The sequence below is a fragment of the Natronobacterium texcoconense genome (genome assembly GCF_900104065.1).
Lineage (GTDB): Archaea > Halobacteriota > Halobacteria > Halobacteriales > Natrialbaceae > Natronobacterium > Natronobacterium texcoconense.
Map to the genome: position 1 here is coordinate 367,029 of NZ_FNLC01000001.1, position 20,239 is coordinate 387,267.

Genomic DNA, 20,239 nt, shown 5'->3' on the forward strand with positions numbered 1-20,239 from the left:
GTTATCTCTCGAGTCCACGACGCTTTCGCGTATGCCCTTCGGCGTCGACGAGGCCGGCAAAGGACCGGCGCTTGGATCGATGTTCGCCGCGGCCGTCTACGCCCCAGAGTCGGCCGCTCTTCCCGACGGAATCGCGGATTCGAAACGCCTCGCGCCCGAACGCCGGGAAGAACTCGCCGCGACACTGTACGAGGACGACCAGTTCGGGATCGGCGTCGCCGAAATCACGACCGATCGGATCGACGATCCGACGACGGACATGAACTCGCTGGCCGTCGAGGCACACGCGAACGCGATCGAGGGTGCACTCGAGGACGTCGACGACTCGCTCGAGGAGCCGATCAGCGGCCTCTGTGACGCCTGTGATACGGACGCTGCGCGGTTCGCACGGCGGGTTTCCGATGCGACTTCGTTCTCCGGCGACCTCGCCCTCGACCTCGAGGCACGCCACGGCGCCGACGACGAGTCGGCGGTCGTGGGCGCAGCCAGCATCGTCGCCAAGGTCGAACGCGACGCCCACGTCGAGACCATCGCCGACGAGTACGGCGACGTGGGCAGTGGCTACCCCGGGGACTCGACGACTCGCGAGTTCCTCGAGTCCTACGTCGACGACCACGGCGAGTTGCCACCGTTCGCCCGCAGTTCGTGGTCGACCTGCGAGAAACTGCTGGCGGAGGCACAGCAGACCGGACTCGAGCAGTTTTGAGACGGTCGACTGTAACGAGTTACCGGTGCAACCACGAGACGATTCGCGGTTGCGCCGTCGATGACTTGCAGTAGTCCGTATGAACGGCCCTGCAGATACAGCGTCGGTTCTTACTTCCTGTCCGGGCGAACGCGAGTCGTATGCCGCTCTGTACGAACTGTGACCGGCCGGTGTCTATCGATTTTGCACGAACGAAGGGAAACGGCGAGAACGTCGAGTGGTGTCCGCGGTGTAGAAGCGAGTAGTTCCTTACTTGTCCGTCATCAGCCGCTGGAGGATGTCACCGTAGGCGGGCCGGGTGATGAGCACGCCCACGAGCACGCCGAGGATCGTGATGATGGCGAACCCACGGAGGTCTCCGAGGCTCAGTACGGCGAGTGGCGACATCGCGATGATCGTCGTCGCGGCCGCGGCCCCGATGATCCAGAAGGCCTTGCGGAACCGCGACTCGAACACCCGCTGTGAGTTGACGTCGCCGTCGTCCATCACCTCGTCGGCGATGATCACGAGGTCGTCCACCCCGGTACCGACGACGGCGATGAAGCCGGCGACGTGCGAGAGGTCGAGCGGCATGCGTATCGCGGCCGCGAAGCCAAGCAGGATGACCACCTCTGCCATCGCCGTGGCGATCATCGGCAGGGCGACACGCTTGTCACGGTAACGCGTAAAGACCACGCCGCTGACGGTCAGGATCGACAGGGCACCGATCAGCAGCGAGTACTCCTTGAACTGGTCGGCGAGTGCCGGGCTGATCGAGTACCGCTGGTCCCGATCGAAGTCGAGCGGTGCGGTCAGCGCGCCGGAGTGGAGGTTGACCGCGAGCGTGTGAGCGGACTGCTGGTCAGGGACGATCATCCGGAACGTCGGGTTGGCCGACCACTCCTCGTTGTACATGCTCTCGGCGAGGCTGTCTCCCATCGGATGGGCGTCGACCACTTCGCCGTCGACCATGGTGAGTAGACACCACTGCTGGTCATCGTCGGGGTGGTCGAAGCTGACCTCCCTGGTTGCGGGATCTTTGATCGTACACTGCCCGACTCCTGGCTGGGTGGTGAACCCGTATTCGTTCATCCGTGCCTGATACTCCTCGGCGGGGCTCGCTTCGTCTTCGCCGCTGGCGCTGTCGACAGTAATCGGGACGTAGTCTTCGCCGCGCCGGTCGTCGTAGGAGGCGGCTCCAATCTGGCTCATCTCGTCGCGGGTAAGCACGGTATCGTTCGTGTGCGTCCCGTCCTCGCCGCCTGGATGGTAGGCGTCGATCCGGACGTCACCGCGGTCAGTGAGTAACTCGTGGAGTTCGTCCGCGGTCATTCCAGGCACTTCAGTGACGATGTAGTGCTCACCGCCGAGCGTCGACTCCTCGTAGGCAGTCCCGCCCGACAGCCCGGCTTCGTTGATCCGCAACTCGATGGTCTGGATCATCTCGTCGCGGGTCTCCTGGGTGACCCCCTGTTCGACGTCGTCTTCGGTGACGTCGACGCCGGCAGCCTGTAACGCCTCGGCGAACTGTGCTGACGTGACGTCTTCGTCGAACACTTCGGCGGTGAACCGATCACTGTCCTCGTGATGGCGAACGACGACGTCCATCGCCTCGACCCCGAGCTCTTGCTGTACTTCCGACTGGACGTCAGTTCGTTCGTCGTACTCGATGTCGAGGCTGTCAACGGTCATCCCGACCGGCGGCGCGCTCACGCGTGCCCCGCCCTCGAGTCCGAGTCCGTACTCGAGGTTCGTCGGGTTCTCGTCGACGGTTTCGTTCTCTTCATCCAGGACGATGTCGTCGCCGTCGCCCATGGCGAACCCGGGAGCGAACAGCGCGGCGAACGCGAGGGTTACGAAGACGATCAGCAGGAGGAACCGCCAGTACTCCTTGACGAAGGCCTTCGGTCCCATTACGATCTCACCCCGTGGAACTTGTACCATCGAAGCAGGCTTACGTTCAACATATACGTGTTCATCAGGTCGGCCGCGAGACCGACGAAGAGGATGATACCGACCGACGCCAGCAGTTCGACGCCGAACAGCGACGCGGAGATCCCCATCACGAGCATCGCCATCATCGACGTGACGGTCATCGTGATACCGGTCCGCATCGCGCGGTGGGTGCTCTCGTAGAAGTCACCCTGTCTCCGCAGGACGTGGTTGTTCAACAGGATGTCCGAGTCGACCGAGTAGCCGATCAACATTAGCAACGCGGCGACGGTTCCCAGCGAGAGCGGAATGTCGGCGATCGACATGAACGCGAGCGGGATCACGATGTCGGAAAAGGCCGACGCGACGATCGCGATCGACGGCACGAACGTTCGGAAGAGCAGGAACGCGATGACGCTCATGCCGACGAACGCGACGGCGATCCCCAGTAGCGCGGTCTCCTGGGTCTGTTCGGCGAAACTCGCCGATGCCGTCGATTCCGACTGGACGATCGCAGCGTCCCCGTCTTGCTCTAAGTTCGCTTCGGCCTGATTCGACAGGTCCGCGATCAGGTCGTCGTCCTCGACGCCGGCGAACTGGATCGTATACTGGTTATCGACGTCCGGTGCCTGGACGGCCTGGATCGAGTCCGGTTCGACCCCGAACGCATCCTGAATCTCGGCCTCGGACGACGTCGTCTGAACTGTCAACTGTGCTCCGCCTGCAAAGTCCATTCCCAGCGGAACGGGTGCACCAGTCATCACGAACGTCCCGCCGAGAACGAGCAACGCAACTGCAAGAACCGCAAGCGGTACCGCCACGAGCTGGCGGTTACTGTACCGGGTGTACTCTAACTCCGGTACCTCGAAATTCCCCATGTACCCAACCACTGGTAGTCGGCCGAAGTAAGCCTTCTCAATTTCTCCAGCATATTTCTCGGAGAACAGAACTGGAAAATACGTCAGACTGAAACTCCTCGAGACCGTCGATCGGATATGGCGTCCAATCCAGGTCGCGACGGCGAACCCGAGGAGACCGCGGACCGAACGGCCGACAGCCGTGCCGACCGGATCGTGGTGTCGTACCCGTCCGATCTCTCGGACTGGGGCCGGTTCCAGGTCGAGAAGCCCTCGTTTCGCGCCTTCCTCCGCAAGACCCGCGAGGAGGCTCGCAAGGGCGACCAGTGGGAGGAGTTCGTCGGCGTCGGCTGCTGTGGCAACACGCTCGACGTTCCCCTTCGAGTCGAACGCGTCGAGGGCGGAACTCGAGTCGGCGACGACACCGAAATCGTCTACGAGGTCCGTGAAGCCTGCGGACTCGAGGGAAGCTGGCGCGTCCAGAGCCAGGGCGGGCCGGGACGCGCTTAGTCCGGCAGGTAGCGGACGCTCAACACGCCGTCGTCGGCCGACCGACGTACTTCGACGCGAACCGCCTCGAGTCGCGCCGCCCGTGCGATCGTCTCCTCGTCCTCTAAGACGTCGGTCGCGGCAGCCTCGACCTCGTCGCCGGGAACGGGGAAGACGTGTATCTCGCCGGTCCCGGCTCGCTCTTCTTTCACGATGTCACCGACGTCAGTCTCGGTTGCGAGCTCTTTCTCGTGCTGGGTCGGCTCGAGGTCGCTGTCGACCAGTTCGACCGACCGGCGCTCCTCGACGTCGACCACTTCCCATGCGACCTCGAGCGGCGGTTCTGGCGCAACGGTCGCCTCGAGGACGTCGTGGACCTCGAGGCCGGGATTCGAGGCGAGCGTGTGGACCTGTGCGGTCTCGACGTCGCGGACGACGGCCGACTCGCTTTCGGCGTGCGTGACGACGAACGTACCCGTCTTTTCGGTCATGGGCGTTCGTAGACGGAGGACGGTTTTCCGGGTTTCGTCTTCGACGAAACGGGGACGTTCCCACCGGTCGACGACCGAAGCAAGCTTATTGACGTCGGAGCGGCACCGTTAGCTATGGTCGTTTCGAAACTCCTGAAACTCTGTTACGCGGTAACCGTCCTGTACGGAAGCGTTACGGCACTCTCACCGAAACGCAGTCTCGCGGTATCGCTGCGCTGCTGGTACTGTGGCTTCGAGAACGTCTCGGAACTGGAACCGAAACCGTGGTACGTTCGCGCCACTCGAGCGGTCGGCGTCGGCATGATCGCTGCCGGGGTCGCCGGCTTCGTCCTCGAGGATCGGGCACGTGTGATCGAACCAGGAGAGGGGAAGAACGAGTCCCTCGAGTCGACCGAGACCGGTGACGTCGACACGTAACTGAACGCCCGGCCGCGTGACGGAACGCCTTTGGCGACGGCGGTTGCCCTCTTCCGTATGAACGTCGATATCGGTAACGCGCTCGCGTCCGAGGCGTCACCGGGCGTCTCGCGGGCGAGTCTCGAGCGCCTGGACGACCAGGTAGCCCAGGCCCACGAGCGGATCGAACGTGGCATGGAAAACGCCGAGCACGGCTACGAGGCGCTGAACCTTCCGGAACGGACGGATCCCGACGAGATCCGGACCGCCGTCGAACCGGTCGCCGACGCCGAGGCGCTGATCACCGTCGGCATCGGTGGCAGTTCGCTCGGTGCGGCGACGATCGTCGACGCGCTCGAAAGCGACACGGAGACCGTCTTCCTCGACAACGTCGACCCCGATTGGATCTCGCGGCGACTCGAGTCGCTGCCGCTCGAGGAGACGGCGATCAACGTCGTCTCCCGCTCGGGGACGACGGCGGAGACGCTGGCGAACTTCCTCGTCGTCCGCGAGGCCTTCGAGTCCGAAGGTGTCGACTGGACCGAGCGGACGATCGTTACGACCGGCGAATCCGGCCCGCTGCGGGACCTCGCTGACCGTCACGACCTCCCGTCGTTGAAGGTTCCCGACGGCGTTCCCGGCCGCTTCTCCGCGCTGTCTGCAGTCGGAATGGTCGCCGCCGCGGTCTGTGGCCACGACCTGGAGGCCTTGCTCGAGGGGGCCGCCGCCGAACGCGAGACGCTGACTGGATCGCTGTTCGACTGTCCGGCCTACGCCTACGGTGCGACGACCTACGCCCTCGACCAGCGCGGCGCGGGGACGAACGCCGTGATGCCGTACGCCGAGTCGCTCGAGACGTTCGCCGAGTGGTTCGCCCAGCTATGGGCCGAAAGTCTGGGCAAGGACGAACTCGGCCAGACGCCCGTCCGGGCGCTGGGCGTGACCGACCAGCACTCCCAGCTCCAGCTGTACCGTGCCGGCCCACGCGACAAGCTCGTCACGTTCCTCACCGCCGGAACCGACGAGAATCGACCGATCCCCGAGACCGACGTCGAGGATCTCGCCTACCTCGGCGGATCGACGCTCGGCGACCTACTCGAGGCCGAGTTCGAGGCGACGGAGGCGAGTCTCGCCGCCGCAGGTCGGCCGAACGTCCGCCTCGAGATCGACCGCGTCGACGAGTACGAACTCGGCGGCCTGCTGTACGGGATGGAGGCAGCCTGCGTCCTCGCGGGCGAACTCTACGGCGTGAACACGTTCGAACAGCCGGCCGTCGAGTGGGCAAAGAAGGCGACTCGCGGCCTGCTGGGTGGAGGGGTCTCGGAATCGGATTCCGATTCCGAGGCTCGTCGGGACGCGGAGCGTTCAGACGGCGAGTTCGAGGAAGCCGAGGCCGTCGCCGAGAAGTCGGAGCTCCGCGTCGAACGATAGACCGTTCGATCCGTCGCGTTGCGGAGGTCATATGAGGATTCACACGAAATGGAGATAACGAATGACCGATACTGTACGGGCCGACGACGCCGGCTCTGCCGGTTCCGACGCCGCCTCCGCCCTCGGGACGGGAATCGCGGCCGTGACGATGGCCGCTATCCTCGTGCCCGTTCGCCGCGGCGTCGACGAGCCGGCCGTCCTCGCCGCCGGTGGTTTTGCCCTCGCCGCCGTCCTCGCGTTTCTCGCACGCCGACACGCTGGTATCGACCACCGGAACGCTGCTATCGTCGCCTCCGTCTCGAGTCTCGCAGTCGTGTTGTTCTCCGGATACGCGCTGAACCGGGGACTTCTGGCGGTAGTCGAGATCCCGATCCCGTTGTCAGGGGGGGTGTGGTCGGTGTCGCTCGTCGTGGTCGCGTTTGCGCTTGCGGGGCTGGGTGTCGGACTCGGCGCTGCTGATTACTTCGGGGTCGGTGCGTCCGGACTCAAACGACGAGCACTGCAGACGGCGCTGCTGTCGGGACTGGGAATCATCGGGCTGTTCGTCGCGGAGCTAGCGACGCTCGTCGTCGCGGTTCCAACCCTGATAATGCTGGGGATACCGGAGCCGTCAGCCGTCCAGTTGATCGTCCTCAGCCAACTCGGAATGGCGCTCGGTACGGGCGCTCTTGCCGTGGGTTATCTCAGCCTCCGACAGCACAACCTGTCGTTTATCGACCTGCGTGTACCGTCGAAGCGGGACGTCGTCTGGGCCGTCGGCGGACTGATCGTCCTCTTCGGAACGCTGTTTCTGATCTCGTTTTTCTTCGAGGCGACCGGCGTCGAGAGCGCGGACCACGGGACGACCGACCAGGCACAGGAAACGCCACAGATTCTGCTCGTCCTGATTCCGGCGTCGATCCTGGTCATCGGCCCGTTCGAGGAACTGCTCTACCGGAACGTGATCCAGAAGGAACTGTACAGCACGTTCTCCCGGTATGGAGCGGTCGTCGTCGGGAGCGTCATCTTCGCGATCGTTCACACCGCCGCGTACTGGACGGCTGGCCCGGGTGCAGTCATCGCAAGCCTCGGCGTGGTCTTCGGTCTCTCGATCGTGCTGGGAATCCTCTACGAGCGCACGGAGAACCTGCTCGTGCCGGCGCTCGTTCACGGGGTCTACAACGCGATCCTCTTCGGGAACCTCTATCTGATCTACGGCTGACCGGCTCGCCGGTCGGTAGACGCGTCTCTCGGTCGCACAAATCACCGGCGAGTTCGGTCAGTACGCGTCAGGATGGATTCTTGCGTGCGAGTGAGGAGCCACAGATCGGACAGCGGTCTTTCTCCTCGTCGAACTCGCGACCACAGCCCTGACACTGCCAGTGCCAGTGACGCTGTTCGTCGATCCCCTCGCGGGCGATCACTTCGACGTCGACGTTGAGTTTCTCCGCGACGTTTTGCATCGCGTAATCGTCGGTCACGAGCGTCCCGTCGAGTTCGAAACTGGCCGCAATGAGTCGAACGTCGGTGTCGGACAGCACCTCGAGGTCGCCGGACTCTTTGGCCGCCCGCCGGACCTTCTCGGTGGTGTCCTCGTTGGGAATGTGGATGTGCATCCCGGAGCCTTCCATCGCGTCGTAGCGATAGGCGCTCTCGTCCTCGAGTTCTTCGCGGACGAGCGGGATCGTTGCAGTCTGTTCTGTCGTGTGAAAGTCGTGGATGAAAGCGGAGGAGTCGAGAACGTACATACCGTTAGCGCTTGACGACAATGTAATCTTTCACCGCCTGAACGCGGCTGACTGGCACGAGAAACCGACCGCCGTCGTCGACGTCGAAGTCGACTGCGCGGGCCGGAAGTTCGTCATCGGGTTCGATAACCAGGTCGCGAAGCTTTCCCGATTTGAGGTCCATCGTGATGTTGTAGAGAAGCCCGAGCTCCGTTCCGTCGGAACCCATGACGGCCTTCCCCGAGAGATTCTCTGCGAGTATCTCGCTCATGCATACCCGTATTTACTAATCGGTATTAAAATCCATGGGGTTGAGGGTCGTTCCGGCGCAGTCCGCCGATTTTCGATCGTTCGTTCGCCGCCAGGGAATTACCGGCTTCCCGTCGAGAAGTCTTCACTCCAGGGTGACCGCCCGCACCGCGGCGCTGCCGTGAGAGAGGTACGCGACGTCGCCGACGACCAGCGGTGGCGCGGTCGCGAGGCCGACGTCCCACCGAGAGACCGGTTCCGGAGAGTCCGCGTCGGGATCCAGGACGTGAACGTGTTCGTCGAACCCGAGCACGTACAGCCAGTCGTTCGTGGCGGCGATTTCGTAGTTGTGCAGTTCTCCGTTCCAGCCCCGGCCGTCCGTGTCGGTGTCCCACGTCCACGCCTGCTCCCCTTCGACGGTCACTGCGTGCACGACGCCGTCGCGATCGACGACGTGAATCTGGTCGCCGACGATCGTCGGCGTCGAGAGGACCGAGTCGGCGTCTGTCTCGTATCGCCATCGTTCGTCGCCGGTGTCTCCCTCCAGACCGACGACAGTCCCGTTCCGGGTCGCGACGACCACGAGATCGCGGTAGAGCGTCACGGCGATCGGATCGGTCACGGACCGAAACCAGACGGCGTCCCCCTCGTGAGTTATCCGTTCGACGCCCTCTCCGCTTACGGCCGCGACGACGCCCGAATCGTCGACGGCGAGTTGTCCAATCGACCCAGCTACCTCGACGATCCACTCCTCTTCTCCGCTCTCCGAGGACAGGCTAGCGAGTGTGCCACGGTGTCCGCCGACGTACACCGAGTCGTCGTAGGGGATCGGAGCGGTCTCGGTGATCGCAACGTCCGACCGCCACACGGCGTCGCCGGTCTCGACGTCACGTGCCACCAGGAACGTATCGCCAGTCGTTCGCGTATAGACGTGCTGCTCGTCGGCTGCGAACGGATAGAACGCGTTTCCGTCGTGCTCGGACCACAGCAGTTCTCCGCTTCGCGCATCGAGCGCGACCGTCTCGCGGTTGTTGTTGATATAGAACAGTCGCTCGTCTGAGAGCACCGGTTCGACGTAGACGCCCGTACTCGAGTCGTCGTGAGACCAGGCGAGACGGTCCGGGTTTGCTCCGCTCTCGATCGGAACGTGGCCCGAGTTCCGTGCATCGACTCGAGGTCGCGGAGCGTCCACGTCGACCGACTCGAGCGTCGTTCCGTCCTCGTCGTCGGGGAGTGACGCCGTATCGTCGGCGCGGAAACCGGTACAGCCAGCGACGACAGCGGATCCGGCGGCGACAAGCAGCTGCCGGCGGGTTGGAGGACCGTTCACGACACAAAAATCACCTCCCATAACAATTAATATTCTGCCACGTCTCGCCGTTTTCGACGTCGCTTTCGATGGGACGCGGTTTACTGACTCTCTGGGACGACCGTGACGATGGGTTTAACTACCGCCCTGCGGACCCTCTAGGCAAGACCTTCTCGGGTGGTTCACCATGTCGGATACAGATACGCGCGACCCTACATCTCTCAGAACGCCGATCGTCGCCGTCCTCGGACACGTCGATCACGGCAAGACGAGTCTCCTCGATAAAGTCCGCGGCTCCGCGGTTATCGAGGGTGAAGCAGGTGCGATTACTCAGCACATCGGTGCGACGGCCGTCCCGCTCGACATCGTCTCCTCGATTGCGGGCGACCTCGTCAATCCGGAGGACTTCGACCTCCCCGGACTCCTGTTCATCGACACGCCGGGGCACCACTCCTTTACGACGCTTCGTTCCCGTGGCGGTGCGCTCGCGGACATCGCGATTCTCGTCGTCGACGTCAACGACGGCTTCCAGCCGCAGACGCTCGAGGCGCTCGACATCCTCCGGCGGTCGGAGACGCCGTTTATCGTCGCGGCGAACAAGATCGACACCGTTCCCGGCTGGAACGAGAACGAGGATTCGCCGATCAACGCGACCTACGAGTCCCAGAGCGATCGCGTTCAGGGACGACTCGACGAACAGCTCTACGAAATCATCGGCAACCTCTCGGACGAGGGCTTCTCCGCCGACCTCTACTGGCGGGTGCAGAACTTCCAGCGTAACGTCGGCGTCGTCCCCGTCTCGGCGATGACAGGCGAGGGCGTCCCGGACCTGCTCGCCGTCATGATGGGGCTCTCCCAGCGGTACATGAAAGAGGAGATGGAGATCGACGTTGCAGGCCCCGGCGTCGGTACCGTCCTCGAGGTCAAAGAGGAGAAAGGGTTCGGGAAGACGGTCGACATCGTCCTCTACGACGGAACGATCAAGGCCGACGATCAGATCGTCGTCGGCGGCCAGAACGAGCCGATCGTCACCGACGTCAGGGCGCTGCTCCAGCCCCGACCGCTCGCGGAGATCCGAACGGAGAGTCGGTTCGAGAAAGTCGACGAGGTCGGTGCTGCAGCCGGTATCAAGGTCGCAGCACCCGATCTCGAGGACGCGATGGCCGGCGCGCCCGTCCGGGTCGTCCGGGATCGCGACCTCGAGCACGTCGTCCACGAGGTCGAGGCCGAACTCGCCGATATCGCGGTCGACACCGCAGAACAGGGTGTCGTCGTCAAGGCGGACACGCTGGGTAGCCTCGAGGCGATGGCGGACGCGCTGGACGAGGCCGAGGTTCCGATCGTGCGTGCGGAGGTCGGCGACGTCGCCCCGCGTGACGTCTCGGTCGCGTCGACGGCAGAGGATCCAAAACAGCAGGTGATTCTCGGGTTCAACGTCGATACGCTCTCGGACGCCGACCATCGCGCGGAGGTCGACGACGTACGCATATTCACCGACGAGGTCATCTACCAGCTTATCGAGGACTACGAGGAGTTCGTCGAGGAGATCGAGCAAGCCCAGCAGGATACGATTCTCGAGAACATTACGCGACCTGCCCGGTTCCGAATTCTCCCGGATCATACGTTCCGCCAGAACGATCCCGCGGTCGTCGGCGTCGAAGTCGACGCCGGCACCCTGCAGAACAACACGAACGTCGTGAAATTCGACGGCAACGAACCCGAACGCGTCGGGGGGATCAAGGGCATTCAGGAACAGGGCGAGGACGTCGACGAGGCCCGCAACGGCGACCGCGTCTCGGTTGCGATCGACGGGCCGACCGTCGGCCGCGACATCGAGGAAGGCGACCGTCTCTGGGCCGAGATTCCCGAGAAACACGCGAAAATCTTGGAGCAGGAACTCACCGACGAGATTCCCGGGGACGAACTCGAGGCGCTGAACATGTACCTCGACAAGCAGCGCAATCGCGATCCGTTCTGGGGCAAATAAAAGTCAGACGTCCGATATTACTTTGTAGTATCGAACGAGAACGGTCGGTATGGTTTCCCGTGAAAACAAGGTCGTTGGCGGATTTGTTGTGGTCGCACTCGTCCTCACTTACGGCGGATTTTGGCTGACTGATCTCCCATCGGAGATTCTGCTGGGGACGCTGATTTTCGCTGGTGTCATCGCACCGATGGTCGTAAACAACTACCTCGATACCCGAGAATCCGTCTGACCGATACGGACTGTTGTACACACGGTTTCGTACTCCAACGTTCCTTCTAGAAAGTACCAAAGCCAAGGTCGTGATCGTTCGTTTCCGAAAGCGTCGCTGCCGTCCACTCGACAGTTACTCCTCGATCAGTTAGCGACGTGACGCGCTAGTGGCGGTCCAACCCTGAACTGATGGGTCGATCCAGCGGTGTGGGCCGGTTCGCCCCATCAGACGACGTTTGGAACGGTACTAGTAGTCTCGTTCGACTTGGCGACTCGGTTCGTCGCTCGAGCGGTCGGTGTTCCGGTAGGCCGTTTCTGCATCCGCGACCGATTCGGTTTTGACCAGTCGTTCGACGCGACGTTCGAACTCCCGTTCGTCGATGTCGCCGCTGGCGTATCGTTCACGAAGCGTTTCGAGGGCTCCGTGTTGGTCGCTGTTTTCGCTCGTATTCTGGTCCCGATTTCGATCTCCGGCTCGAGTTTCGTACCAGTACGTAACCTGGGTTGCAACGGGTAGTACGCAGGCGAATCCGATCACGAACAGTATCCAGAAATTCGACCACCCGATAAACAACAGGCTCATCGCCAGTCCGACAGTGAGGGTCGTGATTGCAGTCGCAACGGCCGAAGTGAGTGGAAAGTCCCCCCAATCGCTGTGCTGTGTCACGATACCTCATATGTAGCTATCCAGTTATTAATACTTTGTAACGCCGGTTCTTTTCGAGGGCGGAGACACCATACACCCGTTCTGGCTGTGCGTCGACTTTCCTCAACAAGCAACGCAACCGCGGTCGTCCGGGGCGGGTACCCTGCAGTTAGCTACAGCGGTCGTCCATCGAGAGATCCCCGGAGAACGGCTCGTCGATCACGTCGAACTCCGCACGGATCATCCTCTCTCCTTTCTCGTGGTCGACGTCGTCGCCGGCGAGGTGTGCCTCGGGCTGGGTACGGACGCTTGGTTCCCAGTGCGCTCTGATTTCCGTTCGCTCGCCGTGCGGGAACAGTCGGACGTGTAGCTGCGACTTTTCGTCGTCGGAGAACCGAACGAGGTTGCCGTGTTCGTAGACGACATCGTCGTCCCGACGATACGCGTGAAGATACGACGGGTAAAACTCAGCAAATCCCTTCCGTTCGAACTCTGCGATCGCCTCTTCCGTCGACATCTCGAGGACGCCGACGTATCCCGCTTCCGACGGCGTACAGACGGCAAGAGCCTGCGGTACGTACTCGTTCGCGCGTTCGTACGAAACTCGAGCGACCGTATTTCGGACTCTCGAGGGTGAGACGAACTGGGCGGCTCCACCAGCCGTAAGCAGTCCGGCCCCCGCAGCAGCCACGAACCTGCGCCGGTTCATCGACGTGTAAAACGAGTACGGGCGGGGAACCGAACCGGCTGCAACTGTCCAGCTATTATCCGCTCGAGTTCCCGCGCCGCGCCGTCAGGTCATTCCGCGCGCTCGAGTCGCACCCGCGCTCCGCCCTCGAGGTCCGCGAGCGGCGCGGTGTCTGCGAGCGTGGCGACGACGGTTACTGGCGAGGCCGCACGCGGTTCGCCGTCGATGCTGGCCGGTGTCTCGCCCCAGAACAGACAGAGCTTGTTCCCCGCGGGCCAGTAGGCGATCGCTCCCTCGGGAACGACTTCTCGGGCGTTCTCTGGTGGCGCGTCGATCGGCACGTCGAAGTACAGTTCCGCGCCCCAGCGAACGGCGTCGCCTTCCACTGGAAGCGCCTCCTCGAGTGCCGCCCGCGTGTCGGGCGTCTCGTCGGTCCAGGTTGCCTCGAGAACGCGGTCGGCGACGGTGACGGTGAGATCCGACATGGCTGTGCCGACGGAGCCCGATTATTTCGATCCGTCGACCGTCTCTCCCCTGCGGACGCGCTCGATGCCCTCGAACGTGCCCTCCGGGTCGTCGATGGCCTCGCGGTCACAGGGGAGGTCGAACCAGCCCCGGCGCTCGAGAACGAGTTCCTCGTCGGTCAACCGGACAGCCTCGATTTTGTCCCACGGCACGAGTCGTTTCGACAGCGGTTTCTCGACGAGGACGCCGGCTTCGTGGGCGTGTAACTCCGGTGGATTTCGCCTGTTTACCGGGTCGAACTCGTCCCAGCCGCCCGCCCCAGGCATCCACAGCGGGTGCAGCATGACGACGCCGTAGCCGATCAGGAACAGCCCGGAGAGGCCGTAGCCGGCACGGAGGAGCCATATTCCAGCCGGAATCGACAGGATCAACAGCGGCGTCGCGACGTACTCGCTCGAGAGGGGGCCAGCACGGTGCAACGGCCAGGTCGCCGTCGGCTCGTCGGCCGCGAGCGCGTCGACGTACCGGTTGCGGGCCATCCGTGCGGTGCCGATAGACAGCGGGATCGAGACGACGAACAGGATGCCAACGAGGAGAGCGAGTCGACTCGAGAGCGAGACGAGTTCGTACGCGTATGCGACGAGGGTCCCTCCGAGCGCGATCGAGGGCAGGTAACAGCAGAGTCGCCGTTGTCGATTCCGGCCGAGTCGCTGGGGGAGCCCCGGACTGCGATCCAGGAGAACGATTCCGGCGATCGTGACGATCGTCACGACGGTGGGGAACGTCGAGACGACCGTCTCGTTCTCCCAGCCTGCGAGGAGGCCGGCCGCCGAGACGGCTCCGGCTACCAGTATACCGGCGTAGAACCCGACGGCTGCCTTGAATCCGACGTCGATCTCTCCGACGCCGGGGAGGGGGCGGGTTTTGGAGGTTGCCATACGATCGTGTTGTACGGCTGATGGTATAAAACGGGCCGGTCGAGCATCGACGCGCTGCGAGCTGGAGCTATCCGTTCTCGACGTGGAGTCGCTCGAGTGTCGCGTGAACCGATTCCGGATCGTCGATGACCGACCGATCACAGCGGAGGTCGAACCAGCGTCGACGCTCGAGGACGAGTTCGCCCTCCGTGAGTCGAACGCCGTCGATCCGATCCCAGGGAACCAGTTTCTGCTCGAACCGATCGACGACGACGCCGGCTTCGTACGCCTCGAGGTCGGCGTTGCCCCAGCGATCCTCGCCATCCGGGAGTCCCCAGGCGTCCCACCCGCGCCGGTCGCTGAGCCACAGCAACAGGGCCAACGAGCCGTAGCCGACGAACCAGACGCCGGTGCCGTTGCCGGATGCGATCGAAGAGAACCCGGAAACGACCAGCAAGACACCGCCGCCGGCGGCGATCATTCCCCAGAGACCGGTGTCGAACGTCGTCCTGTGCCACGTCCAGGCGACTTCCGGTTCGTCGCCAGTGATGGCGTCGACGTACCGGTTGCGGGACATCTGTGCGATTCCGACGGCGGTCGCTCCGGTGACGAACGTGAGTGCGATCGCCGCGATGGTGAGCCGAGGAGTGGACTCGAGCGGCAGGACTGCTGGTACGAGGAGGGCTGTTGCGAACACGGCGGCGGGGAGCGCGGGAAGCAGTCGCCGCCGTCGATTTCGGCCGAGCTGTTCCGGGAGACCGGAGAGCCGATCGCCGAAGACGAGCGCGACGAGTAACGTGGCGACGACGGTGCTGGGCGTGGTCACGAGAACCGCTGCCGTCGACGCGTCGGCTGCGATAGCGGCGAGTGCGACGACGCCGGCGACGACGATCCCGAGATAGAAGCCGATGCCCGCTTTGAAAGCGAGGTCGGGACCGTCGACGACCGAAGTGGGAGTCTGTCGTCGATCGTGAGACGTCACGGTTCACCAGTTGTCGTGTTGCTATATAGTAACTTGGAGTCAGCAGTCGACTCGAACGCTCGAAGAGAGACGCTGTACCAGTGTACTCGATGATTTCGTCCGTTGCTACTGCCCCTGTAACCCTTAACACGCTGCTCGTGGTCCGTGGGGTATGCTCGCACACCTTCGACAGTACAAACACGAGGAAGTCCAGTTCGACGACAACAGGACCACAGGCGAGTCCCAGACGGAGGACGCGGTCGACAAGGAACCCGAGGAGTACTTCGGCAAGAACATCGACGAATTCGATCTCGAGACCTGGGAGACGGTCGAACACGAGGACGACCCGATCCAGCGACGCGAGGTCACGCTCGACGGCGTCACCGCCGTTTCCGTCCCGAAGGAACCGACCGACGAGGACGATCCGGACCTCCCCGGACAGACGCTCCAGTTACGAATGGGTGGCGGCATCGAGTTCCTCGCGAACGCCGAAATCGTCGAAGTTCAGGACCAGAACCCACAGAGCGAAGCCGAGGGGAAAGTCTCGAAGGAGGACGATCCCCAGGGGAAGGCGTCGATGGACGACGAGCCGTAGTCGGCCGGCCGAATCGGTCGTCAGCTACGTTTTCCTCGAGTGATGGGTCTCGACCCGTCGCCATCCGGGACGGAGTCGCGTCACCCTCGGGTATCGGACGTGTCACACTCGAGAATGACAGCGCGTACCGGAGACGGTACGGTCCCGAAATCGTTTTCAACTGCTCCCGCGGACACTCGGTATGCCGACGGAATCGGACACTCATTATGACCCCTCGCTGGGGAACAAGTTCATCTTCGTCACCGGCGGCGTCATGTCGGGACTCGGCAAAGGGATCACGGCCGCGAGCACCGGCCGGCTCCTGAAAAACGCCGGGTTCGACGTCACCGCGGTGAAGATCGACCCGTACCTGAACGTCGACGCCGGGACGATGAACCCCTACCAGCACGGGGAGGTGTACGTTCTGGAAGACGGTGGCGAGGTCGACCTCGACCTGGGGAACTACGAACGGTTCCTCGATATCGACATGACCTCGGACCACAACATTACGACGGGGAAGACCTACCAGCACGTCATCGAGAAGGAACGCGCCGGCGACTATCTGGGCAAGACGGTCCAGATCATCCCTCACATCACCGACGACATCAAACGGCGGATCCGGGAGGCCGCCGAAGGCACCGACGTCTGTATCATCGAAGTCGGCGGCACTGTGGGGGACATCGAGGGGATGCCCTACCTCGAGGCGCTTCGCCAGTTCGCCCACGAGGAACCGGAAGAGAACGTCCTGTTCGCCCACGTCACTCTCGTCCCGTACTCGAAGAACGGCGAGCAAAAGACGAAGCCGACCCAGCACTCGGTCAAGGAGGTTCGATCGATCGGCCTCCAGCCCGACGTGATCGTCGGCCGCTGTGAGGATCGACTCGACCCCGAGACCAAAGAGAAGATCGCGCTGTTCTGTGACATTCCGACGGAGGCAGTGTTCTCGAATCCCGACGTCGAGGACGTCTACCACGTCCCGCTGATGGTCGAAGAGGAAGGACTCGACCAGTACGTCCTCGAGCACTTCGGGATGGCTGACGAGGCGCTCCCGGCGGGCGAGCGATCGAACGAGTGGCGCGAGATCGTCACCACGGAGAAGTCCGGCGAGGTCGACGTCGCGCTGGTCGGCAAGTACGACTTAGAGGACGCCTATATGTCGATCCACGAGTCGCTGAAACACGCCGGCTTCGAGGTCGGTGTCGACGTCAACGTCCACTGGGTTCCGGCCGACGAGATGGCAGACAGCTACGACGACCAGTTAGCGGACGTCGACGGGATCATCGTCCCCGGCGGCTTCGGGATGCGCGGTTCGGAAGGGAAGATTCGCGCGGTCCAGTACGCCCGCGAGAACGACGTTCCGTTCCTCGGACTCTGTCTTGGCTTCCAGATGGCCGTCGTCGAGTACGCACGCAACGTGCTCGGACTCGAGGGTGCCCACTCCGCGGAGATGGACGAGGAGACGCCCCATCCGGTCATCGACATCCTGCCGGAACAGTACGAGGTCGAGGACATGGGCGGCACGATGCGACTCGGCGAGCACACGACGGTTATCGAACCCGAGACGCTCGCGTACGAACTGTACGGCGACACCTCCTGTAGCGAGCGCCACCGCCACCGCTACGAGGTCAACCCCGAGTACTTCGATCAGTTCGAGGACGAACCGCTGACGTTCTCCGGCACTGCGGGCAACCGCATGGAGATCCTCGAACTCGAGACCCACCCCTACTTCGTGGGAACACAGTTCCACCCCGAGTACACGTCCCGTCCCGGACAGCCCAGCCCGCCGTTCCTGGGGCTGGTCGAGGCCGTTCTCGAACAGAGCACCGACGAAGATACCGATACGGAGAGCGAAACGGAGGTTACCCACTGATGGTCGACACTGACACGTTCGTACCCGACGCAGTCGAAGAGATCGAAGACGAAATCGGCGACGCAAACGCCGTCATCGCCCTCTCGGGCGGCGTCGACTCCTCGGTCGCCGCGGCACTCGCATACGAGGCCATCGGCGACCGGCTCACCCCGGTCTACGTCGACACCGGCCTGATGCGCAAAGGCGAGACCGACCAGATCCGCGAGACGTTCGACTACATGGAGTCGCTGCGGATCGTCGACGCCAAGGATCGCTTCCTCGAGGCGCTCTCGGGCGTCACCGACCCCGAGGAGAAGCGCTCGATCATCGGCGAGCAGTTCATCCGTGAGTTCGAGCGCGAGGCGAAAGACGCCGACGCGGACTATCTCGTCCAGGGGACGATCTACCCCGACCGTATCGAGAGCGAGGGTGGGATCAAGTCCCACCACAACGTCGGCGGCCTCCCAGAGGTCGTCGACTTCGACGGCATCGTCGAACCCGTCCGCGACCTCTACAAGGACGAAGTGCGGGAGGTCGCACGCCACCTCGGTCTCGACGAAATCGTCGCCGAACGGATGCCGTTCCCCGGCCCCGGCCTCGCAGTCCGCGTCATCGGTGAAGTCACCGAGGAGAAACTCGAGGTCGCACGTCACGCCTGCCACGTCGTCGAAGACGAACTCGAGGAGTACGAACCGTGGCAAGCCCTCGCCGCGGTGATCGGCAAGGCGACGGGTGTCAAGGGCGACAACCGCGTCCACGGCTGGGTCGTCTCCGTCCGTTCGGTCGACTCCCGTGACGGCATGACCGCCAAAGCCCAGGAGATCGACTGGGACACCCTCCAGCGCATCCAGTCGCGCATCACCGGCCAGAACGAAAACGTCGCCCGAGTCGTCTACGACGTGACCCACAAACCACCGGCGACCATCGAGTACGAATGACGCACGTGATCGTCGCCGGCACGGACGAAACCGAGGTCGCAGCCGCGTTCGAGCAGGATGGCGCCGACGTGACGCGACTGCAGGGTATCATCTCGCGGCCGCAACTCGAGGAGGCTGGTATCGTCGACGCCGACCTCTACGTCCTGACCGACGTCGACCAGGCGACGACGATCCCGATCGTCTGTGATCTCAACGACGAGCTTCGCACGGTCGTCTACGCGGACCGGACGGTCCCGGAGTTCGTCACTGCCCAGCTCGACCTGGCAGTCGATCCACAGTTGATCGGTCCGGACGTGCTCGCCGAGGAGCTACTCGACTGACTCCCCCCGTCGCGCAATTCGACCGAACCACGTTTTACAGTTAAAACTATTAAGAATTCCTATATTTGCGCATAGTGGGCTATACCGTTCGATATCAGAGCATTAAATCCGAGTTAAATTCGGTAGAATCGGCGTAAGGATACTATACCGTCGCCTCCGTTCAAGTAGTCTCCGGCCATAGGATCTGATGGAGGTCGACGGGTAAACTCCACCGAGGCACCCGACGCCTGTTCCCGTGACTTCCAGCAATCCCACCACAGCACCCTTCCCCCCACCATTGCCACACCGTTCGAACGTGGGCTACTGCACCGGCCTGCGTTGCCTTGCGGTTCTGGCGTTCGAGGCGCTTCCCACCGCGCCTCGACATGGACTTTTACACTTCCCAGCACTGGCGCCGATCACCGCTCGAGTTCCTGTAACACCGGAATCTCCTCGAGTCGTTCGTCCGTGAGCTGTTCCCAGTCGATACCGGCGGGTTTCGCCGCTCTGTCCGGCCGATAGACGTCCTCGGGCGTGACGATCAGGTCCATCGGGACGTCGTGTTCGTCCGTCGTGACGGCATCGGCGTCGACCAACTGTTTCTCGTGTACTGTCGTCGCGACCGTCGTCTCGTCGTCGACCAGATCCAGTTCGCGCAAGATTGCGTACTCGAGGTCGCTGTATCCTTCGCCTTTCCCGATCCGCCCGCCGTCTTCGGTGACGGCGACGCTTCCGGAGACGATCAGGTCGATCGGTTCGACGTCCGCTGGACCGACCTGCGTGCCGTGTTTCGAGGACCCGGAGACGGTCGTCGCCGCGTCGTAGTCCTCGAGTTCGGCCGGGTCGAGCCGCAGGAAACACTGCTCGTCGGCGAGTCGCGGGACGGCCATGTAGACTGTCTTGCCGTCACGCAGGGCCGCCCGACGGACGGGCAGTTGCGGCGCGTCCGGGTTCGCTTTGATCGTCGTTGCCTCCGTCCACTCGGGCTGGTCTACGAGCCGTTCCGCTGCTTCGTCGGCTCCGGCGAAGTTCGGAATTCGGCCGTGCGGTGGAAACGGAAACCGCGCGACGTCGCTTTCCTCGAGGTCGTCCCAGGTCGCCTCGCGAACTGCCTGTTTGTCCATAGGCGACGGTACTCGCCGTCTCCCCTAATACCACCT

At 63.3% G+C, this 20,239-nt stretch carries 24 protein-coding genes; 12 read left to right on the forward strand and 12 right to left on the reverse strand.

Going from position 1 to position 20,239, the window contains the following annotated elements; genetic code table 11:
• Positions 1 to 31: 31 nt before the first annotated feature.
• Together rnhB and BLR35_RS21260 are read left to right on the forward strand one after the other, a co-directional pair.
• Entirely contained in the window at positions 32 to 706 is a 675-nt protein-coding gene (rnhB, locus tag BLR35_RS01930) for a ribonuclease HII (RefSeq protein WP_090376547.1), read from the forward strand.
• Between the two features lie 140 nt (positions 707 to 846).
• Positions 847 to 951, forward strand: a complete 105-nt coding sequence (locus BLR35_RS21260; RefSeq protein WP_449289329.1) for a DUF7563 family protein — start codon at positions 847 to 849, stop codon at positions 949 to 951.
• Between the two features lie 4 nt (positions 952 to 955).
• Here BLR35_RS21260 and BLR35_RS01935 read toward each other — a convergent pair whose 3' ends face one another.
• Together BLR35_RS01935 and secF are read right to left on the reverse strand one after the other, a co-directional pair.
• Positions 956 to 2,599, reverse strand: coding sequence for a preprotein translocase subunit SecD (locus BLR35_RS01935; protein WP_090376550.1), 1,644 nt, complete (start codon positions 2,597 to 2,599; stop codon positions 956 to 958).
• On the reverse strand, positions 2,599 to 3,495 hold the full coding sequence (gene secF / locus BLR35_RS01940; protein ID WP_090376553.1) for a protein translocase subunit SecF: 897 nt from the start codon (positions 3,493 to 3,495) through the stop codon (positions 2,599 to 2,601). The genes BLR35_RS01935 and secF overlap by 1 nt, the downstream gene beginning before the upstream one ends.
• Before the next feature lie 117 nt (positions 3,496 to 3,612).
• On the opposite strand from secF, the gene BLR35_RS01945 reads away from it, so the two are divergent.
• A complete protein-coding gene (locus BLR35_RS01945; protein ID WP_090376556.1) occupies positions 3,613 to 3,984 on the forward strand; it encodes a DUF7968 family protein in 372 nt (123 codons plus the stop codon).
• On the opposite strand, the gene BLR35_RS01950 is transcribed toward BLR35_RS01945, so the two are convergent.
• Entirely contained in the window at positions 3,981 to 4,454 is a 474-nt protein-coding gene (locus tag BLR35_RS01950; protein WP_090376559.1) for a DUF5812 family protein, read from the reverse strand. The genes BLR35_RS01945 and BLR35_RS01950 overlap by 4 nt on opposite strands.
• 114 nt (positions 4,455 to 4,568) lie before the next feature.
• Here BLR35_RS01950 and BLR35_RS01955 point away from each other — a divergent pair, with 114 nt between their 5' ends.
• The 3 genes from BLR35_RS01955 to BLR35_RS01965 all read left to right on the forward strand — a co-directional run bounded on the left by BLR35_RS01955 (position 4,569) and on the right by BLR35_RS01965 (position 7,482).
• Positions 4,569 to 4,871, forward strand: a complete 303-nt coding sequence (locus tag BLR35_RS01955) for a DUF6199 family natural product biosynthesis protein (RefSeq protein ID WP_090376562.1) — start codon at positions 4,569 to 4,571, stop codon at positions 4,869 to 4,871.
• Positions 4,872 to 4,928: 57 nt separating this feature from the next.
• A complete protein-coding gene (locus BLR35_RS01960) occupies positions 4,929 to 6,281 on the forward strand; it encodes a glucose-6-phosphate isomerase (RefSeq protein WP_090376565.1) in 1,353 nt (450 codons plus the stop codon).
• Positions 6,282 to 6,342: 61 nt separating this feature from the next.
• Positions 6,343 to 7,482 carry a CPBP family intramembrane glutamic endopeptidase gene (locus BLR35_RS01965; protein ID WP_090376567.1) on the forward strand — a complete coding sequence of 380 codons (1,140 nt, stop codon included), beginning with the start codon at positions 6,343 to 6,345 and terminating at the stop codon, positions 7,480 to 7,482.
• 67 nt (positions 7,483 to 7,549) lie between these two features.
• Here BLR35_RS01965 and BLR35_RS01970 read toward each other — a convergent pair whose 3' ends face one another.
• From BLR35_RS01970 to BLR35_RS01980, 3 genes are all read right to left on the reverse strand, one after another.
• Positions 7,550 to 8,008 (reverse strand): NOB1 family endonuclease, encoded by a 459-nt coding sequence (locus BLR35_RS01970; RefSeq protein WP_090376570.1) that lies wholly within the window; start codon positions 8,006 to 8,008, stop codon positions 7,550 to 7,552.
• Between the two features lie 4 nt (positions 8,009 to 8,012).
• Positions 8,013 to 8,258: a PRC-barrel domain-containing protein gene (locus BLR35_RS01975; protein ID WP_090376573.1), complete on the reverse strand. Its 246-nt coding sequence runs from the start codon at positions 8,256 to 8,258 to the stop codon at positions 8,013 to 8,015.
• A 123-nt stretch (positions 8,259 to 8,381) separates the two neighbouring features.
• Positions 8,382 to 9,566: an outer membrane protein assembly factor BamB family protein gene (locus BLR35_RS01980; RefSeq protein WP_170830945.1), complete on the reverse strand. Its 1,185-nt coding sequence runs from the start codon at positions 9,564 to 9,566 to the stop codon at positions 8,382 to 8,384.
• Positions 9,567 to 9,732: 166 nt separating this feature from the next.
• Between BLR35_RS01980 and infB the strand changes: the two genes are divergently transcribed.
• Positions 9,733 to 11,532: a translation initiation factor IF-2 gene (gene infB / locus BLR35_RS01985; RefSeq protein ID WP_090376582.1), complete on the forward strand. Its 1,800-nt coding sequence runs from the start codon at positions 9,733 to 9,735 to the stop codon at positions 11,530 to 11,532.
• Between the two features lie 49 nt (positions 11,533 to 11,581).
• Positions 11,582 to 11,761, forward strand: a complete 180-nt coding sequence (locus BLR35_RS01990) for a DUF7987 family protein (RefSeq protein WP_090376585.1) — start codon at positions 11,582 to 11,584, stop codon at positions 11,759 to 11,761.
• 228 nt (positions 11,762 to 11,989) lie between these two features.
• Here the strand turns inward: BLR35_RS01990 and BLR35_RS01995 are convergent, their stop codons facing one another.
• The 5 genes from BLR35_RS01995 to BLR35_RS02015 form a co-directional block, all read right to left on the reverse strand.
• Entirely contained in the window at positions 11,990 to 12,325 is a 336-nt protein-coding gene (locus tag BLR35_RS01995; RefSeq protein WP_090376588.1) for an SHOCT domain-containing protein, read from the reverse strand.
• Between the two features lie 232 nt (positions 12,326 to 12,557).
• Positions 12,558 to 13,079 carry a hypothetical protein gene (locus tag BLR35_RS02000; protein WP_139169225.1) on the reverse strand — a complete coding sequence of 174 codons (522 nt, stop codon included), beginning with the start codon at positions 13,077 to 13,079 and terminating at the stop codon, positions 12,558 to 12,560.
• 107 nt (positions 13,080 to 13,186) lie between these two features.
• Positions 13,187 to 13,561 (reverse strand): cyclophilin-like family protein, encoded by a 375-nt coding sequence (locus tag BLR35_RS02005; protein ID WP_090376596.1) that lies wholly within the window; start codon positions 13,559 to 13,561, stop codon positions 13,187 to 13,189.
• A gap of 21 nt (positions 13,562 to 13,582) precedes the next feature.
• Positions 13,583 to 14,479, reverse strand: coding sequence for a PH domain-containing protein (locus BLR35_RS02010; RefSeq protein WP_090376599.1), 897 nt, complete (start codon positions 14,477 to 14,479; stop codon positions 13,583 to 13,585).
• A gap of 67 nt (positions 14,480 to 14,546) precedes the next feature.
• On the reverse strand, positions 14,547 to 15,440 hold the full coding sequence (locus BLR35_RS02015) for a hypothetical protein (protein WP_090376602.1): 894 nt from the start codon (positions 15,438 to 15,440) through the stop codon (positions 14,547 to 14,549).
• Between the two features lie 151 nt (positions 15,441 to 15,591).
• Between BLR35_RS02015 and BLR35_RS02020 the strand changes: the two genes are divergently transcribed.
• The 4 genes from BLR35_RS02020 (at position 15,592) to BLR35_RS02035 (ending at position 19,100) form a co-directional block, all read left to right on the forward strand.
• Positions 15,592 to 16,014 carry a hypothetical protein gene (locus BLR35_RS02020; RefSeq protein WP_090376605.1) on the forward strand — a complete coding sequence of 141 codons (423 nt, stop codon included), beginning with the start codon at positions 15,592 to 15,594 and terminating at the stop codon, positions 16,012 to 16,014.
• Between the two features lie 181 nt (positions 16,015 to 16,195).
• Entirely contained in the window at positions 16,196 to 17,863 is a 1,668-nt protein-coding gene (locus BLR35_RS02025) for a CTP synthase (RefSeq protein WP_090376608.1), read from the forward strand.
• A complete protein-coding gene (guaA, locus tag BLR35_RS02030) occupies positions 17,863 to 18,780 on the forward strand; it encodes a glutamine-hydrolyzing GMP synthase (protein ID WP_090376611.1) in 918 nt (305 codons plus the stop codon). The genes BLR35_RS02025 and guaA overlap by 1 nt, the downstream gene beginning before the upstream one ends.
• Positions 18,777 to 19,100 (forward strand): DUF7126 family protein, encoded by a 324-nt coding sequence (locus BLR35_RS02035; RefSeq protein ID WP_090376613.1) that lies wholly within the window; start codon positions 18,777 to 18,779, stop codon positions 19,098 to 19,100. The genes guaA and BLR35_RS02035 overlap by 4 nt, the downstream gene beginning before the upstream one ends.
• 398 nt (positions 19,101 to 19,498) lie before the next feature.
• On the opposite strand, the gene BLR35_RS02040 is transcribed toward BLR35_RS02035, so the two are convergent.
• Positions 19,499 to 20,203: a 5-formyltetrahydrofolate cyclo-ligase gene (locus BLR35_RS02040; RefSeq protein WP_090376616.1), complete on the reverse strand. Its 705-nt coding sequence runs from the start codon at positions 20,201 to 20,203 to the stop codon at positions 19,499 to 19,501.
• Positions 20,204 to 20,239 lie beyond the last annotated feature (36 nt).

What these genes read in the sequence shown, in the direction of transcription:
- rnhB (WP_090376547.1), top strand. Translation starts at nt 32, where the DNA reads ATGCCCTTCGGCGTCGACGAGGCCGGCAAAGGACCGGCGCTTGGATCG.
- BLR35_RS21260 (WP_449289329.1), top strand. Translation starts at nt 847, where the DNA reads ATGCCGCTCTGTACGAACTGTGACCGGCCGGTGTCTATCGATTTTGCA.
- BLR35_RS01935 (WP_090376550.1), bottom strand. Translation starts at nt 2,599, where the DNA reads ATGGGACCGAAGGCCTTCGTCAAGGAGTACTGGCGGTTCCTCCTGCTG.
- secF (WP_090376553.1), bottom strand. Translation starts at nt 3,495, where the DNA reads ATGGGGAATTTCGAGGTACCGGAGTTAGAGTACACCCGGTACAGTAAC.
- BLR35_RS01945 (WP_090376556.1), top strand. Translation starts at nt 3,613, where the DNA reads ATGGCGTCCAATCCAGGTCGCGACGGCGAACCCGAGGAGACCGCGGAC.
- BLR35_RS01950 (WP_090376559.1), bottom strand. Translation starts at nt 4,454, where the DNA reads ATGACCGAAAAGACGGGTACGTTCGTCGTCACGCACGCCGAAAGCGAG.
- BLR35_RS01955 (WP_090376562.1), top strand. Translation starts at nt 4,569, where the DNA reads ATGGTCGTTTCGAAACTCCTGAAACTCTGTTACGCGGTAACCGTCCTG.
- BLR35_RS01960 (WP_090376565.1), top strand. Translation starts at nt 4,929, where the DNA reads ATGAACGTCGATATCGGTAACGCGCTCGCGTCCGAGGCGTCACCGGGC.
- BLR35_RS01965 (WP_090376567.1), top strand. Translation starts at nt 6,343, where the DNA reads ATGACCGATACTGTACGGGCCGACGACGCCGGCTCTGCCGGTTCCGAC.
- BLR35_RS01970 (WP_090376570.1), bottom strand. Translation starts at nt 8,008, where the DNA reads ATGTACGTTCTCGACTCCTCCGCTTTCATCCACGACTTTCACACGACA.
- BLR35_RS01975 (WP_090376573.1), bottom strand. Translation starts at nt 8,258, where the DNA reads ATGAGCGAGATACTCGCAGAGAATCTCTCGGGGAAGGCCGTCATGGGT.
- infB (WP_090376582.1), top strand. Translation starts at nt 9,733, where the DNA reads ATGTCGGATACAGATACGCGCGACCCTACATCTCTCAGAACGCCGATC.
- BLR35_RS01990 (WP_090376585.1), top strand. Translation starts at nt 11,582, where the DNA reads ATGGTTTCCCGTGAAAACAAGGTCGTTGGCGGATTTGTTGTGGTCGCA.
- BLR35_RS01995 (WP_090376588.1), bottom strand. Translation starts at nt 12,325, where the DNA reads ATGAGCCTGTTGTTTATCGGGTGGTCGAATTTCTGGATACTGTTCGTG.
- BLR35_RS02005 (WP_090376596.1), bottom strand. Translation starts at nt 13,561, where the DNA reads ATGTCGGATCTCACCGTCACCGTCGCCGACCGCGTTCTCGAGGCAACC.
- BLR35_RS02010 (WP_090376599.1), bottom strand. Translation starts at nt 14,479, where the DNA reads ATGGCAACCTCCAAAACCCGCCCCCTCCCCGGCGTCGGAGAGATCGAC.
- BLR35_RS02020 (WP_090376605.1), top strand. Translation starts at nt 15,592, where the DNA reads ATGCTCGCACACCTTCGACAGTACAAACACGAGGAAGTCCAGTTCGAC.
- BLR35_RS02025 (WP_090376608.1), top strand. Translation starts at nt 16,196, where the DNA reads ATGCCGACGGAATCGGACACTCATTATGACCCCTCGCTGGGGAACAAG.
- guaA (WP_090376611.1), top strand. Translation starts at nt 17,863, where the DNA reads ATGGTCGACACTGACACGTTCGTACCCGACGCAGTCGAAGAGATCGAA.
- BLR35_RS02035 (WP_090376613.1), top strand. Translation starts at nt 18,777, where the DNA reads ATGACGCACGTGATCGTCGCCGGCACGGACGAAACCGAGGTCGCAGCC.
- BLR35_RS02040 (WP_090376616.1), bottom strand. Translation starts at nt 20,203, where the DNA reads ATGGACAAACAGGCAGTTCGCGAGGCGACCTGGGACGACCTCGAGGAA.